The organism is Flavicella sediminum (assembly GCF_006381105.1).
Taxonomy (GTDB): domain Bacteria; phylum Bacteroidota; class Bacteroidia; order Flavobacteriales; family Flavobacteriaceae; genus Flavicella; species Flavicella sediminum.
Map to the genome: position 1 here is coordinate 66,195 of NZ_VDET01000013.1, position 15,879 is coordinate 82,073.

At 32.5% G+C, this 15,879-nt stretch carries 15 protein-coding genes; 6 read left to right on the forward strand and 9 right to left on the reverse strand.

What is annotated here, in order from left to right:
- Nucleotides 1-35: 35 nt before the first annotated feature.
- The 6 genes from FGM02_RS12065 to FGM02_RS12090 form a co-directional block, all read right to left on the reverse strand.
- Complete coding sequence (locus FGM02_RS12065; RefSeq protein WP_139958631.1) at nucleotides 36-674, reverse strand: OmpH family outer membrane protein; 639 nt, start codon at nucleotides 672-674, stop codon at nucleotides 36-38.
- 59 nt (nucleotides 675-733) lie between these two features.
- Nucleotides 734-3,361, reverse strand: a complete 2,628-nt coding sequence (gene bamA / locus FGM02_RS12070) for an outer membrane protein assembly factor BamA (protein WP_139958632.1) — start codon at nucleotides 3,359-3,361, stop codon at nucleotides 734-736.
- On the reverse strand, nucleotides 3,348-4,106 hold the full coding sequence (locus FGM02_RS12075; RefSeq protein ID WP_139958633.1) for an isoprenyl transferase: 759 nt from the start codon (nucleotides 4,104-4,106) through the stop codon (nucleotides 3,348-3,350). Before FGM02_RS12075 ends, bamA begins: the two co-directional genes overlap by 14 nt.
- A complete protein-coding gene (porG, locus tag FGM02_RS12080; RefSeq protein WP_139958634.1) occupies nucleotides 4,106-4,828 on the reverse strand; it encodes a type IX secretion system protein PorG in 723 nt (240 codons plus the stop codon). The genes FGM02_RS12075 and porG overlap by 1 nt, the downstream gene beginning before the upstream one ends.
- 163 nt (nucleotides 4,829-4,991) lie before the next feature.
- Complete coding sequence (locus FGM02_RS12085) at nucleotides 4,992-5,885, reverse strand: NAD kinase (protein WP_139958635.1); 894 nt, start codon at nucleotides 5,883-5,885, stop codon at nucleotides 4,992-4,994.
- Nucleotides 5,886-5,973: 88 nt separating this feature from the next.
- Entirely contained in the window at nucleotides 5,974-6,633 is a 660-nt protein-coding gene (locus tag FGM02_RS12090; protein ID WP_139958636.1) for a CBS domain-containing protein, read from the reverse strand.
- A 110-nt stretch (nucleotides 6,634-6,743) separates the two neighbouring features.
- On the opposite strand from FGM02_RS12090, the gene FGM02_RS12095 reads away from it, so the two are divergent.
- The 4 genes from FGM02_RS12095 to tig all read left to right on the forward strand — a co-directional run bounded on the left by FGM02_RS12095 (nucleotide 6,744) and on the right by tig (nucleotide 10,139).
- Nucleotides 6,744-7,463: a pyridoxine 5'-phosphate synthase gene (locus FGM02_RS12095; protein WP_139958637.1), complete on the forward strand. Its 720-nt coding sequence runs from the start codon at nucleotides 6,744-6,746 to the stop codon at nucleotides 7,461-7,463.
- 77 nt (nucleotides 7,464-7,540) lie between these two features.
- A complete protein-coding gene (locus FGM02_RS12100; RefSeq protein WP_139958638.1) occupies nucleotides 7,541-8,314 on the forward strand; it encodes an alpha/beta fold hydrolase in 774 nt (257 codons plus the stop codon).
- A gap of 58 nt (nucleotides 8,315-8,372) precedes the next feature.
- Complete coding sequence (locus FGM02_RS12105) at nucleotides 8,373-8,741, forward strand: phage holin family protein (RefSeq protein WP_139958639.1); 369 nt, start codon at nucleotides 8,373-8,375, stop codon at nucleotides 8,739-8,741.
- Between the two features lie 75 nt (nucleotides 8,742-8,816).
- Entirely contained in the window at nucleotides 8,817-10,139 is a 1,323-nt protein-coding gene (gene tig / locus FGM02_RS12110) for a trigger factor (RefSeq protein WP_139958640.1), read from the forward strand.
- 99 nt (nucleotides 10,140-10,238) lie between these two features.
- Here tig and FGM02_RS12115 read toward each other — a convergent pair whose 3' ends face one another.
- From FGM02_RS12115 to FGM02_RS12125, 3 genes are all read right to left on the reverse strand, one after another.
- Entirely contained in the window at nucleotides 10,239-11,348 is a 1,110-nt protein-coding gene (locus FGM02_RS12115) for a lycopene cyclase family protein (RefSeq protein ID WP_139958641.1), read from the reverse strand.
- Nucleotides 11,349-11,508: 160 nt separating this feature from the next.
- The gene (locus FGM02_RS12120) at nucleotides 11,509-12,843 is read right to left on the reverse strand and encodes a DEAD/DEAH box helicase (RefSeq protein ID WP_139958642.1); all 1,335 of its coding nucleotides are present in this window, start codon (nucleotides 12,841-12,843) and stop codon (nucleotides 11,509-11,511) included.
- A 168-nt stretch (nucleotides 12,844-13,011) separates the two neighbouring features.
- Nucleotides 13,012-13,617: a tRNA (guanine-N1)-methyltransferase gene (locus FGM02_RS12125; RefSeq protein ID WP_139958643.1), complete on the reverse strand. Its 606-nt coding sequence runs from the start codon at nucleotides 13,615-13,617 to the stop codon at nucleotides 13,012-13,014.
- Between the two features lie 237 nt (nucleotides 13,618-13,854).
- Between FGM02_RS12125 and clpP the strand changes: the two genes are divergently transcribed.
- On the forward strand, nucleotides 13,855-14,517 hold the full coding sequence (gene clpP / locus FGM02_RS12130) for an ATP-dependent Clp endopeptidase proteolytic subunit ClpP (protein ID WP_139958644.1): 663 nt from the start codon (nucleotides 13,855-13,857) through the stop codon (nucleotides 14,515-14,517).
- A 64-nt stretch (nucleotides 14,518-14,581) separates the two neighbouring features.
- Nucleotides 14,582-15,820 (forward strand): ATP-dependent Clp protease ATP-binding subunit ClpX, encoded by a 1,239-nt coding sequence (gene clpX, locus FGM02_RS12135; RefSeq protein WP_139958645.1) that lies wholly within the window; start codon nucleotides 14,582-14,584, stop codon nucleotides 15,818-15,820.
- The last annotated feature ends 59 nt before the right edge of the window (nucleotides 15,821-15,879 follow it).

Here is a 15,879-nt window from a genome sequence, read left to right on the forward strand (position 1 = left end):
TCTTCTTTCTTTTGTGGTTAATGTTAACCTCTTTCTTATCTATGTATTACTTTTTTTACTCTTTCTTCTCTACGCTTTTTTTGTTCTTCCAATCTCTTTTTTAATGCTTCTCTAGAAGTCGCTTTTTTTATTTTGGCATCTTCTACTTCTAATTCTTTTTGTGACTTGGTTATATAGGCAATAACAGTCTTGCTAATGTCATACTTTTTATTGGCATGCAACATAATCAAATCACTTGAGCGGTCAAACACAAAATCGTATTTTTTTCGTTTTATTATTTTTTGAATCGCATTGTAAACTTCATTTTGAATGGGTTTTACCAATTGCTGTCTCAATTCAAACAAACTTCCTTCGACACCAAAATAGGTGGCTCTCATTTTTTTTAATTCAATATCTTTTATTTCAATATTTTCTTCTCTGTCTAAAATCAAATCTTCTGTAAGTAATATTTTTTCATTACTTAAGTCTGCTTTCATGGATTCAATTTCTCGTTCTCTTTTTTCAATTTCAGAACGCCAACCGGCAACTTTATTGTCTAGTTGTTTTTGTGCCTCTTGATAGGCAGGAATACTTTCTAAAATATATTCCATATCCACATACGCTATTGTTTGTGGCTTTTGTGCATTCAGCAAGCCAGCGGTTAATAAGAGTAATATGCATATGTTTTTTACCATGTATCTATTTTCTATTTGAAAAAATCGTGCCAATAATCAAGTTGGACAAATATAATAATTTAGAACTGCTGTCCAATAATAAAATGTGTTTGCCAACCAGATTTTTCTGTAGAGAAAGGAGTAGGGTCGAAACCATGTCCAAAATCAATTCCTAACAATCCAAAGGCAGGCATAAAAATTCGAATACCAAAACCAGCAGATTTTTTTACATCAAACGGATTAAACTCTTTGAAATCTTCGTAAGAATTACCCGCTTCTAAGAAACCTAAAGCATAAATAGATGCCGATGGTTTTAAGGTAATTGGGTATCTTAATTCCATAGAGAACTTATTGTATATTTTACCTCCAGCATTTCCAGATAAGATTGAATTTTCATACCCTCTTAAGCCAACAACTTCACGTCCGTCAAATTGTCCTTGTTGCAATCCGTCACCACCTACAAAATATTTTTCAAAAGGAATATTCGCCAAATCTGAATTGTAAGCTCCTAAATATCCTAGTTCAGTATTGGTCATTAAAACAAATTTACCTACTAATGGTGTGTACCATTTTCCTTTGTAAGTCAATTTATAATATTCTAACCATCTAAATTTTTCTTGGTTTATTTTACCTGTATTTGTAACGCTAATGTCGTTTCCGTATTGATCTTTCATAGCATCGTTACTGTCAATAACGCCGTCATTATTACTGTCAGCAGGTGCTGTTTTGTATTCTGCTAAGTTTTCTAAATTACCATAGTCGATATTCTTAAATAAAGAATGTGGCAAAGTGAATTTTCCACCAAGTGTAAACTCAGACCCTGTAGTAGGGAATATTTTACTTGGTCCAGAAGAATTTCTTCCTAAGGTAATACTGTAGGATAAATTGTTGGAAGTTCCTGTTCCGTTTTCGAAATTTAACAGACCGATATTGTATTGGTTGATATCATACTGTCTAAAACTAATAGCTTGACTTAAAGTAAAATAATCATCTGGCCATTGCAATCTTTGTCCCAAACCAACTGTTAATCCAATAATATTTAAACGTTTACTCTTGTCTACACTATAGGTTGTATAATCAACTTGGTATTGTTTTGAGTTGTAGATAGAGAAAGAAAAAGATTTTGGTTTTTTTCCTCCTAACCATGGTTCAGAAAAAGAAAAACTGTAAGTACTATAGTATCTACTTGCTTGTAAGCGTAAGGCTAAAGATTGTCCATCTCCCATAGGAAGAGGTTTGTATTCTTCTTTCTTTAAAATATTTCTGATAGAGAAGTTGTTAAATGACAATCCTAAAGTACCAATAAAGGCACCCCCACCATAACCACCTTGCAATTCAATCTGACTAGATCCTTTTTTTACTACAGAATAATCGATATCTACTGTTTTGTCTACATAATTAGGTTTTAAATCTGGAGTCACATTTTCAGGATCAAAGAAACCTAATTGAGAAATTTCACGAATAGAACGAATGATATTTTCTTTACTGTATAATTGACCTGGACGTGTTCTTAATTCTCTATAAACGACATGATCGTTAGTAACTTCATTTCCAGATACAGACACTTTTTTAATGGTTGCAGGATCATCTTCATGAATGCGAATTTCAACAGTAATTGAGTCATTGTCCACCTTTGTTTCAACGGCATTTACTTGAGAAAATAAATAACCACTGTTTTGGTACAAAGAAGAAATATCTTCAGAATCTGGACCTCCATCTCCTTTTACACGTTCATTTAATATTTTTGAATTGTAAACATCTCCTTTTTGAATTTTTAAGAAACGTTGTAGTTGTTCGGTAGTATAAGAGCTGTTTCCAAGATATTTGATGTCTCCGAAATAATATTTTTTCCCTTCTTGTAAAGTAATGTCTAGGTTGATTGTTTTTTCATCATCATTCCAAGTTATGGTGTCTGAAATAATTCGGGCATCTCTAAATCCTTGTTCGCTGTATTTGTCAATTAAATTGTCTAAATCTTCTTGGTATTCTTCTTCAATATATTTAGAGAACTTCCAAAAACGACCCCAAAATTTTCTTTTGGTATTTTTCAAATACTTACGTAATTTTTTATCAGAAACTTTTTCGTTTCCATGAAAAGTAATTTTGTCAATTTTTATTTTAGTACCCTTGTCTAAATGTACTTTCATTTTGACAGCGTTTACTTCAGAAGTGTCTTTTTTTGTGTCAATAGAAACTTTCGTTTTTAAGTATCCTTTGTCGGTATATTTCTTTTTGAAGTAATTTTTTGTAGTAACCAATAAGTTGTCGGTAACCATTTCACCTACTTTTAATTCGGCTTCTGTTTTAAGTGTTTTTGCTTTGGAATTGCTAACACCAGTAATTTTTACGGCACTAAGTTGTGGCAACTCAGTTACATTAAATTCTAAATAAATAGTTTCACCATCTATTTTAGTTACATATACGTCAACGGTACTAAAACGTTTGGTACCATAAAGACGTTTAATAGCGCTGGATAATTTGTCGCCAGGTATTTTAATTTTTTGGCCAGGTGTAAGTCCAGAATAGACTTTTACTGAATTTTCACTGAACTGTTGTGTTCCTACAACCGAAATTTCTCCAAGAACATATTTTTTGTTTTCTACAAAATTGATGTTTTCAGACTTGGTTGTTTCTTTCTTGTCTTGAGAAAAAGTTAGTTGTGAAAAAGTTACTGCGAATAGCAGTAAACCTATTTTAATTTTTGTCATTTAAATTCTCAATTTGTTCGCTTGTTTTACCAAAGCGTCGTTCACGATTTTGATATTCTACTACAGCCTTATAAAAATCGTCTCTTCTAAAGTCTGGCCAAAGTACATTTGTAAAATGCAATTCAGCATATGCTATTTGCCAAAGTAAAAAATTACTGATTCTTTGCTCACCACTTGTTCGGATGAGTAAATCCACATCTGGCAAAGAAAATGTATATAAATGATTATTAATAATGTTTTCATCAATTTCTTCTACGGAAATCTCATTATTAACAACTTTTTTAGATATATTTTTAACAGCGTTAACAATTTCCTCTCTTGAGCCATAGCTTAAAGATAAGGTTAGGGTTAAAGAACTGTTGGTTTTGGTAACGTCAATAATGTCATTTAATACTTTAAGCGCTTTTTCAGGTAACTGCGATAAGCGTCCAATGGCGTTTACTTTGATGTCGTTTTTTTGAAAAGTTGGAAGTTCCTTTTTTAAGGATTGAACCAAGAGGCTCATCAAAGCATCCACTTCTAATTTTGGTCTGTTCCAATTTTCGGTAGAAAAAGCATATAAGGTAACGGCTTTTGTACCGATTTCTCCTGCTGCTTCCAAAGATTCTCTAACAGCTTTTAATCCGTTTTTATGACCAAAAATTCTAGCCATTCCTTGCTTCTTTGCCCAACGTCCATTACCATCCATAATAATGGCTACGTGTTTGGGTACCTTGGTTCTGTCTATTTGTGATAAAATGTCCATTAACGTATTCTAGAGTTGTAACAGGCAGGTCTACCAAATGTATAAACTAAAGAAATACCTGTAAAAGTATACCAGTCGTTTGTTGCCGAGTTGTTGAATTTTTCTTTATTTGGATGGTCGGCAGCTAAAATCTCCTCTGAAATAAACTGACCGTCATCTAAATTATCTGTAAATGTATACTGCACTCTTGTTTCAATAGCCAAAGCAAACCTTCCGTAAAGTCTAGTTTTGTAGCCAATCCCAAAAGGAATGGCAAGGCTTCTTTCGTTTTCGTAATTGACTATTATTTCAGGGTCAACACTTGGTGCTGTACTTTGTGCCGCTTTAAATTGAATGGCAGCCAATCCTAAAAATAAATAAGGAGTGCGTTCCTGACCTCTATAGGCTAAATTGTATTCGAAAAAATTTATTTCTATTCCTACCGAAAGTTCGGTTATAGATTTGTTTATAGAGTTTTCAAAGGAATGTTGTACTTCGTTGTAAGAATCTGCATCATCTGGATTGATGTTTAATTTAGACAAAGATGCTCTATAGGCGATTCGCGGAGTTTTGTTGAATTTGTAAATTAAACCGCTTGCCGATGAAAAGGGTCTGAAAACTTTTGAAGAACCTACGTCTCCAACATGATTGCTTCCACCCAATAACAATCCAAGTTCGTTAACTTGAGCCGTTAGAACGCTGGTCAGCATCGTGAAAATTAAAATAAAAATTGGTTTTCCCATAGTTGAAATTGCGAGCAAATATAATTATTTCAATTTGCTTAATAAAGTTAAACAAGGTATTTTTTAATACACTTAAGTTTAACTAGTTTACAGGCTGTTTTATTGTGTAAACAGACAAGTAATTTAGATGAAATTTGTGCTAAATCAAGCAGAGAGTTTAAAATTACATGTAGTTTCTTTTGTCTTCTCCCCAAAAAAGTTTGCTTCTCAAGGTTTCAATAAAAGTTTGTTGGTTTAGTTGTATAATTTTTATTTGGAAAGACGCTTTTTTCAAAGTGATTTCTGTTTCAAATTCTACCGTAGAAACTCTGGAGTCGAGTGAAAGGAAAAATTCTTTTTCTCTACCAATAACTTTCAATTTTATATTTGTACTATCAGGAATTACCAAAGGTCTTGCGCTTAAGTTGTGTGGCGCAATAGGTGTTAAAACAAAATTATTAGATTCTGGAATAATGATAGGGCCGTGGCAACTTAAAGAATAACCTGTAGATCCAGTAGGAGTGGCAACCACTAGGCCATCCGACCAATAGGTTGTTAAAGATTCGCCATTTAAATAAGCTTCAATACCAATCATTGACGTAGAGTTTTTACGAGCAATGGTTACTTCGTTTAAAGCAAAATTTAATTCTTTAAAATCAGCATTTTTATTGTTGGTATGAATTTCTAATAAGGCGCGCTCTTGAATGGTGTATTCATTATTGATCAATGAAAAAATGGCGCTTTCTATTTCTTTTTTCTGAACGGTGGCTAAAAAACCTAATCGTCCGGTATTGATCCCTAAAATGGGGATGTTTAAATCTCTCACAAGGGTAACCGCATTCAAGATAGTTCCATCTCCTCCTAAGGTAAATAATAAATCAAAGGAATTGTCTAAATCTTCATAGCTAGAAAAAGTAGGTAAGTCTAAATTTTTTACGCCGAGTTCAGAAAGTATTTTTATGAAATCTTTTTCAATAACAATCTCAATATCGTATTTGTTTAAGTTTTCAATTAAAATTTCAAAATATCGACGGTCGTTGTTTTTGTAGGCTTGTCCAAAAATGGCAACTTTTTTCATCTAAAAGAGGTTGTTTTTTATGTAAAAAATTCGGCTGCAAGTTACAGGAATTTTATGATACCTTGCAGAAACTTTTAGAATATTTTCTTTAAACATTCAGGTACTTCTGTAAGTATTCCGATCTATTTTTTAAATCTTCTAAATAAGAATCGTCTCTATGTTTGCTAACAATTCGGTATTCATACCTTCTAAAAGATTGAATAATTTCATTGATGCTTTCTGATTTTATTTTCAGGGTTATTTGGGTGTTGCTTTGTGTTGTTTCCGTAATTAATGAGCCTAATAACTTACCGTTATTTGTCTCTACTATTTGTGCTATTTCACTAAAATTGTAGTGCAGGTTGTCTTTTTCAACCACAAGCACAATGCCTTCTTCGTTTAAGAAAGGGGTGTCCGAATAAAATAGCAATACGTCGTTTAAATCGTAATAGCCAATGTAGTACTTATTGGTGTCAAGTAAAGGTAATAGGTTGCTTTCATTACGCGCAAAAAGGTGTAATAAATTAATCCAATCATCTTCTTCTGTAGCAAAAAAGGATTCAAAAAGATAAGTGAAATCGGCAACTTCCTTGCTGTCTTCTTCTAAAGTCACAAGGTCGCTTTCTGCAATCAATCCAATCAATCGCTTGTCTTCAACAACAGGTAAGTGACTGTGTCTTATTTGGATAAATCTATTTTTTACTTCAGCAATAGTTAGCTCTAGAGTAATTGGATTTAGGTCTTTTTGTATGTAATCAGCAAGGTTCATCTCGAAAATTCATTTTATGCAAAATAAACAAATTTCCTTTAAAATGATGTATTTTCGCATTTTTAAAAAAGTCTTGAGTTATATACAGGAAGACGGAAAAAATATTTGAGATGACTAAATTAAGTGTAAACATAAATAAGATTGCTACTTTAAGAAATTCTAGAGGAGGAGATACACCCAATTTATTAAAAGTGGCTGCTGATATTGAGTCTTTTGGAGCAGAAGGAATTACCATTCATCCTAGACCAGATGAAAGACATATTCGTTACCAAGATGCCTACGATTTAAAAGATTTGGTAAGCACGGAATACAACATAGAAGGAAATCCTATCGATTCTTTTAAGGAAATGGTCTTGAAAATTAAGCCAACGCAAGTAACTTTAGTTCCTGATGGTGATGACAATATTACTTCTGATGCGGGTTGGGATACAATTAAAAATCAGGAATATTTAAAAAAGATTGTCGCGGAATTTAAAGCAGCAGGGATACGTACTTCAATATTTATTGATCCAAATTTGGAGATGATTAAAGCTGCAGCGACAACTGGAACGGATAGAATTGAATTGTATACGGAAGAATTTGCTGTGGAATATGCAAAAGGAAATACCGATGCGATCAAGCCTTATGCTGAAGCAGCACAGTTGGCATATGAGTTAGGAATGGGGGTAAACGCTGGTCACGATTTGAGTTTGGACAATATTCAGTTTTTTGGAGAAAATATTCCGCATTTGGCAGAAGTTTCTATTGGCCATGCATTGATTTCTGAATCGTTGTATTTAGGATTGGAAAATGTGGTGAATATGTATTTGTACAAATTGAAAAAGGCTTAGTTTTTTTAGCATATTTCTAGAGTTTAAATCGAATTAGATAATTTTAAAAACTAAAAACTAAAAACTAAAAACTAAAAATGCAGTTATTACATTCTAAAATTCAAGGTACAGGTCAGCCGCTACTTATTTTGCATGGGTATTTTGGTATGGGCGACAATTGGAAATCTCAAGCCAATAATTTGTCAAAAAAGTATGAGGTGCATTTAATAGACCAGCGAAATCATGGAAGAAGTTTTCATTCTGATGATTTTGATTATGAATTGCTGGTGGAAGATTTAAAAAATTATGTAGCTCATTATAAGTTAGAAAGTGTTCATTTATTAGGACATTCTATGGGAGGTAAAACGGCGATGTTATTTGCGGTTAGTTATCCAGAAAAAGTGAAATCTTTATTGGTGGCTGATATTGCTCCTAAAAATTATCCTCCACACCATCATCAAATATTAGAAGCTTTAAATGCTGTTGATTTTTCTAAAATTAAGTTACGAAACGAAGTGGATGCGGTGTTAAAAAATTACATCAATGAAGAAGGTGTTCGCCAGTTTTTATTGAAAAACATTTATAGAAAAACCAAAACAGAATTGGCATTTCGATTTAACTTAGAAAGCTTGACAGAAAATAATAGTGAAGTTGGAGAGCCTTTACCTGCGTTTGCTGAATTTGATGGACCTACCTTGTTTTTAAAAGGTGGAAATTCAGGCTATATTGCTGCAGAAGATGAAGGGCAGATAAAAGCTCATTTTTCTGATTCTGAAATTGTTACTGTCAAAAATGCAGGTCATTGGTTGCATGCAGAAAATCCGTCAGACTTTTTAAAGGAAGTAGAAGACTTTTTGTCAAAACACAACTAATATTTGATCACGGCATTGTTTTCGCGCTCATTTTAGTGTTCACATAAATACTAGAAAGATGAAAACATTATTAAAAATTCTTTTAACCGGAATTGCGGTGCTTTTGGTACCGGTAATTTTACCCTCTGTAACGGTTGTAAATTATACAACGGCTATTTGGGTGGCTGCAGTTTTGGCTTTGTTAAATACTTTTATTAAACCTGTTTTGTTAGTTTTAACTTTACCGGTTACCATAGTAAGTTTAGGGTTGTTTGTGTTTGTAATCAACGCAGCAATCATATTAATGGCCAGTAGTTTGGTAGATGGTTTTCATGTGCCAGGCTTTTTTACGGCCTTATTGTTTAGTTTCATTTTATGGGTTTTTCGAACGTTATTGTTTTCACTCATTAAGGAAGATGAACAAAACACTTGGAATAGAACACGTTAATTGATTGTTCAATTCATAAAAAAGTGTTATTTTTGCACCCAATTTTTTAAGGATTTCAAATACTAAAGAATCAAGATGAATATTACAAAAGAAAGTATAGACTCGTTAAATGCTGTTGTTAAAGTTGATATTACAGCTGCTGACTATCAAGAAAAAGTAGAATCAATTTTACAAGATTACCGTAAAAAAGCGGATATCCCAGGATTTAGAAAAGGGCATGTGCCAATGGGGATGGTGAAGAAGCAGTATGGTAAATCAATCATGATTGATGAAATCAATAAGATTTTACAAGAATCTTTAAACAACTATTTAACTGAAGAAAAGTTAGATATCTTAGGAAATCCATTGCCAAAAGTAAACGAAGAATTTTCTTGGGATAAAGAAGATTTTTCTTTTGAATTTGAACTAGGATTGGCTCCAACTTTTGAAGTAGATTTAAGCGCTAAGAAAAAAATTACGCAATACAACATTATTGCTGAAGATAGTTTGATTGATAAGGAAGTTGAAAATTTACAAACACGTTTTGGTAAAGTTGTACCTCAGGAAGAAGTTGCTGAAGGAATGAACGTTGCAGGAACTTTTGTAAATGCTGAAAAAGAAATTGAAAACAAAGCAACAATTAGCTTAGCTGACTTGAAAGGGAAAGTGAATTTAAAGAAATTTATTGGCGCTAAAGTTGGTGATGTAATTCAATTAAAATCAAAAGGATTATTTGAAGATAGCCATAAATTAATGGGTGCTTTAGGTTTGTCTCATGATGAAATTGAAGGATTAGAAATTGAATTAACTTTTACTGTTGAAGAAATTACATTGACAGAATTGGCTGATTTAGATCAAGAATTGTTCAATAAAATCTTTGGAGAAGGAAATGTTGCTACTGCCGAAGAATTGAGAGCTAAGATCAAAGAAGATGCTGAAGGACAGTTTAAAATGCAAGCTGAACAACAATTACTAAACAGCGTTACTGAATATTTAGTAGAGAATACTAAATTTGATTTACCTGTTGAGTTCTTGAAAAAATGGTTAGCAACTGCTGGTGAAAATCCTATTTCTGCAGAACAAGCAGAAGCAGAGTTTGAAAAATCTGAAAAAGGTTTACGTTACCAATTAATCGAAGGAAAAATCATGTCTTCTAACGATATCAAATTGGATTACGCTGAGTTGAAGGAATATGCAAAAGGATTTATCAAATCTCAAATGGCACAATACGGAAACTTAAACCCAGAAGAAACTGAATTAGAAGAAATTGCAGGTAGAGTGTTAAGTAATCAAGACGAAGCTAAACGTTTGCAAGAACAATTGGTAAGTCAAAAATTATTGGCTTTTTACAAAGAGAATATTACTTTTAAGGAAAAAGAAGTTACTTATGAAGCTTTCGTAAAAGAAGTATACAAATAAGAATATTTGATATTATAAAGAAGCGCTTTTTGGGAGACCAAAAAGCGCTTTTTTTTTGAATTTAATTTATTTTTTATAAAACATGAAATTATTTTATTTCTAATGCTTTTTTTCTAAACCGTATTCACCTGAAAGTGATTTTATCGCTCTTTCTGTAGAGAAGAATTTTGAAATTGAAAAAATAAAATCCATCAAAAAATCATTTTGAGAATATTTGAAAAACTTATTTTGTGCGCGCTTAGATCGCTGGTAATTCAAAAGAAATCTTGCCTTCCAATCTGATTCGTATTCTGCTAAATAAGAAATATTGTCTTTTTCCAATGCTTTATCAATGGCTTTAGAGGCAATAAGTGCTGCTTCAAAAATAAACTTATAACCTTCGCCAACAATTGGGTTTACTTGAGAAACACTATCTCCAACGCAAATTAAATTATTCAAAACAAATTTTTCTAATACAGGCGTAATAGGAATACTTCCGCCCTCAACTTTTTCATTGTCTTTTAGAACTAATTTTTTGATTTTAGGGAATTCTAAAATTTTATTCAAACGAATTTTTAATTCTTTCGTTGCTTTGTCGTCGAAAGAACCAAATCCAATAATGGCTCGTTTGTTTTTTAACGGGAAAATCCATCCGTAACCACCTTGATAAATCTTACCAATTAGCAAGTGCATTTCACTTGAATTTCCTAAATATTTCACATTGTATTCTACACCAGTTGCCAAGGCTGTTTTGTCACTTTGGAGCTGTACCTTTTTACTAAGAATTCCGTTTGTTCCTGAAGCATCAATAAAAATTTTGCCAAAATAGTCATTTTTGTTTTTGTCAGATACTGAGATAAACTGACCATCTTGGCCTTTGTTAATGCTACTGATAGCTACACCTGTTTTAATTGTAACATAATTGGTGTCAATTTTAGCTATAATTTCTTCGTGGACTTTCTTTTTATCTAGGATGTATAAATTTGATTTTAGTTTGCGTTGAACGTTTTTCGAATGAAAAGAAATTGTATCAATATTTTGGGCGACAACATTTGCTGTTAAACCAAAATCATCAAGATTCATAAAACTACCAAGAGTGTTGAAAGTGAAGTTTACTAAATCTTTTTTTCTGTCCAAAAGCAGGACTGTTCGTTTTTGTTTTCCAAGTTCTCTGGCAAGTAGTATGCCTGCGGTTCCTCCTCCCACAATAACAACATCAAAATGATCCATATATACGTAAAATAGTAGGTTAATTTCGTTTAAAGGTGTCAGGTAAAAATAAAAAAAGAAATCAATGTATTGACATTAAGTTTTTAATTTTGAGTTTTTAGTTAAAAAAATAATTTTACTCAACACTCAACACTCAACACTCAACACTCAACACTCAACGCTATTTTTTTTGTCCTCTAGTTCTTGGTTTTTTATATTTCTTAGCCAATTCTCTTCGGTAAGAACCACCTTGATTGGTTTTCTTATTTTTTTCTTTCTTTTCATGGAAAGCAGGACCAGGTGCAAATTCCTTTGAGCGTTTCTTTTGGTAAGGCTTTATTTCTTCTTTCGGAATTTCATCATCCGTCATTTTAGAAGATCTAGGAACTTCTTCAGGGAAATCTAATGCAGGTATTTTAAACTGCATTAATTCTTCAATAGAAGCCAAAACTTCTTCGTCTTGTTCAACGGTAAATAAAATAGCATTTCCTTCATTTTCAGCTCTACCTGTACGTCCTATTCTATGGATGTAGTTTTCTGCATCTTTTGGTGTGTCGAAGTTAATTACATGACTGATTCCTTGGATGTCAATACCTCTAGCCAAAACATCGGTTGCAATTAAAATTCGATGTTCTCCTTCTTGAAAGCCTGCAATAGCTTGTAATCTGTAGTTTTGCGATTTGTTAGAGTGGATGACAGAATAACCGTCTAAACTTCCTGTAGTATTCTGAATTTCTGTAAACAAGCGATCTGCGACTCTTTTGTTTTTTACAAAAACTAAAACTTTGCTAAATGTTTCTTTGTCCGCTAGTAAATGTGTTAACAAATTTACTTTGGTGTAAAAATTCTTAGCATAATATAAGGTTTGGTCAATTTTTTCAAGCGGTGTTCCTGATCTTTCAATTTCAACATATTCAGGATTCTTAAAAAAGGTTTGAATAATTTCTTTTACATCTTCTGTCATGGTAGCAGAGAATAGAATACTTTGTTTTTTTTCTGGAAGTAAATCTAAAACAATAGACAATTGATGTCTAAATCCTAAGTTCAAAACTTCATCGACTTCATCTAGAACTAATTTTTGAATTTTTTTCAAATTCAAAACTTTACTCACGCCTAAATCAATCAATCTTCCGGGGGTAGCCACCAATATATCTAAACCATCAAAAATCATTTGTTTTTGAGTGTTGATATTAGCACCTCCATAAGCACCACCAATTCGGGTATTGATGTAGGTTGTTAAGTCTTTTAAGGCAGCAACAACTTGGATCACTAGTTCTCGAGTAGGAACTACAATAAGTATTCTTGGATGTTTTTGTTCAGAATATTTTAATTGCTTTAATAAAGGTAATAGGTAAGCAAATGTTTTACCCGTTCCTGTTTGGGCAATTCCAACCATGTCTTTTCCCGATAAAATTACAGGGAAAGCTTTTTCTTGAATAGGTGTTGCGTAATCGAACCCTAATTCATCTAAAGCGTTAAGTAAAGGCGTGTTTAATTTTAAATCTGAAAATTGCATCTTTGTAGTAAGTGTCTATTAAGCTGCAAAGATAGACTATTATTATTCTAAGTTTTAACTTTTTTGAGATTCCTAAATCCTCCAATTTTATTTTCTGTTTGTGGTAAAAATCATACAGAAAATAGCTGTTTAAAGTCTTTCAGAAATGAATAACTAGAAATAAAATTTTTAGTCTTTTTTATTTTTGTTGATCTCGTCCTGTAATTTTCTACTTAAAACCTGTTGGCGCTCTAAAGATTTCTTTTGGTGAATTTCAAATTCTCTTTGTGTTTCGTCTAACATTTGTTGCGCTTCTTTAGTCAAAACCAAACTGTTTTTAAATTTGAAAATAAAGAAACCTGAAGTCACCAATAAACCGGTGATGATTAGAAGAATAATGAGCGTGTAATTTCTCTTACTCATTTGAACACCTAAAAAGCCAATAGAGTCTTGTCCCGTCTTCGCAAGATTTAATTCGTTATTTTTATTAAGTAATTCTTTTTTTAATTGCGCAATTTCTACGTTTTGTTTGGAGATGGCTTTTCTGTTTGCCGTCAAATCATTTTTTAAAAATGAAATGGTGTCCTTAACATTTTCTTGCAAGGCTACAAAACCGGTTCTCGTAATTACCTTGTACTCTTGGTAGTTGGTAGATGTTTTGTATAAATAATCAAAACGATTTTCAATAGTTCCTTTGTTTTCAAAAGGGTTGGCTAATTTTGTACGTTGTCCATTCATTGTTAGTGGTGCAATAAATACCAAAGCAAACAAAAAATATAAAAACTCTCTTTTCATAAAATCTTCTTTAAGAACCACTCGTATGGTTTCAGGTGTAAATTTATACAATTCTTACTAAATCATAAGTACCTTTTTTAATTAAAATAAGCAAGGTCTTTGTTTTTAGTCCGACTACAGCTTTTCAAGTGAAGGAGATATCTTGTTGAAAAATGATGAATTTCAAATGTGAAACCATAGTACAACTTAGCGATTATCTTTTTACCTTTACACTCTTTAATTAAAAACTGAACTCAAATGGATTACGGAAAAGAATTCGAAAAATACGCAACAAAACATCATGGAATTAACAGCATGCACTATGATAAAATAAGAAGTTCTGTAACTCCCTATATCATGGAAGAACGCCAAATGAATATTACTCAAATGGATGTTTTTTCTAGGTTAATGATGGATAGAATTATCTTTTTAGGTACGGGTATTAACGACCAAGTAGCTAATATTATACAAGCACAATTATTGTTTTTAGAAAGTGTAGATGCAACCAAAGATATCTCAATATATATCAACTCTCCAGGAGGTGGGGTTTATGCTGGATTGGGAATTTACGATACCATGCAATTTATCAAGCCAGATGTAGCAACAATATGTACAGGTATGGCAGCCTCAATGGGTGCTGTTTTAATGTGTGCTGGTGAAAAAGGAAAACGTTCTGCTTTACCACATTCAAGAGTCATGATTCACCAACCTTTAGGAGGCGCTCAAGGGCAAGCGAGTGATATTGAAATTACTGCAAGAGAAATCATGAAATTGAAAACGGAATTGTATGAAATCATTTCAAATCATTCAGGTCAATCTATGGAAAAAGTACATGCTGATTCTGATCGTGATTACTGGATGAAAGCTGACGAAGCGAAGGCTTACGGAATGGTTGATGAAATTTTAACAAGAAATAAATAGTATTGCTGCTATAGTGAAGAGACGTATCTCAATACTTGGTACTTAATACTTGATACTAAAAATAATGTCGAAAGAAGAAAATTTAGAATGTTCGTTTTGTGGACGAAAGAAGGTGGAGACGGATTTACTAATTGCAGGAATGGACGCCCATATTTGCGATAAGTGTATTGAACAAGCACATGGAATTGTTTTAGAAGAAATTTTAGACCAGGAAGAAAATGTTTCAGTTTCAGATTTAAAGGTGAAAAAACCGATTGAAATTAAAGCGTTTTTGGATCAATATATAATTGGTCAAGATCAAACAAAAAAAGCAATGGCCGTTGCTGTTTACAATCACTATAAAAGATTGACACAAGACAAAGACGATGCAAATGATGTAGAGATCGAGAAAAGTAACATGATTTTGGTAGGGCAAACAGGGACAGGTAAAACCCTGATTGCTAAAACTATTGCAAGAATGTTAAACGTTCCTTTTTCAATTGTTGATGCTACGGTTTTAACACAAGCAGGGTATGTGGGTGAAGATGTAGAAAGCATTCTTAGCCGTTTGTTACAAGCAGCCGATTATGATGTTGAAAAAGCACAAAGAGGAATTGTATTTATTGATGAAATAGATAAAATTGCTCGTAAGGGTGACAATCCTTCAATTACTAGAGATGTTTCTGGTGAAGGTGTGCAACAAGCCTTGTTAAAATTATTAGAAGGTACGGTGGTCAATGTTGCGCCTAAAGGAGGAAGAAAACATCCTGAACAAAAATTTGTAGAAGTAGATACCAAAGATATTTTATTTATTGCAGGTGGTGCTTTTGCAGGAATTGAAAGAAATATTAGTACGCGATTAAACCGACAAGCGGTTGGATATTCGGCCTCTGTTTCTGACGATAAAATTGATGAAGATAACTTATTGCAATATGTAATTCCTAGCGATTTAAAAACTTTTGGTTTAATTCCTGAAATTATTGGGCGTTTGCCAGTGTTAAGTTATATGAATCCGTTGGATGCAGAAACCTTAAGATCAATTTTAACGGAACCTAAAAATTCATTGATAAAACAATACACTAAATTGTTTGAAATGGATGGTGTTGCTTTTACTATTGAAGACGAAGCTTTGGAATACATTGTTGAAAAAGCCTTGGAATATAAATTAGGAGCTCGTGGATTAAGATCTTTATTAGAAGCCATCTTAACCGATGCCATGTTTGATTTACCAAGTTCTGATCAAAAAGAATTTAGTGTAAGTAGAGCATATGCTGAAACGAAGTTGACCAATTCTACCATTAAAAAATTAAAGGCAGTTTCTTAAAGCTGTCTTTTTATAAGTGTAAAGTAATTTACGCTCACGAAACAAAATTTAAAAAATGT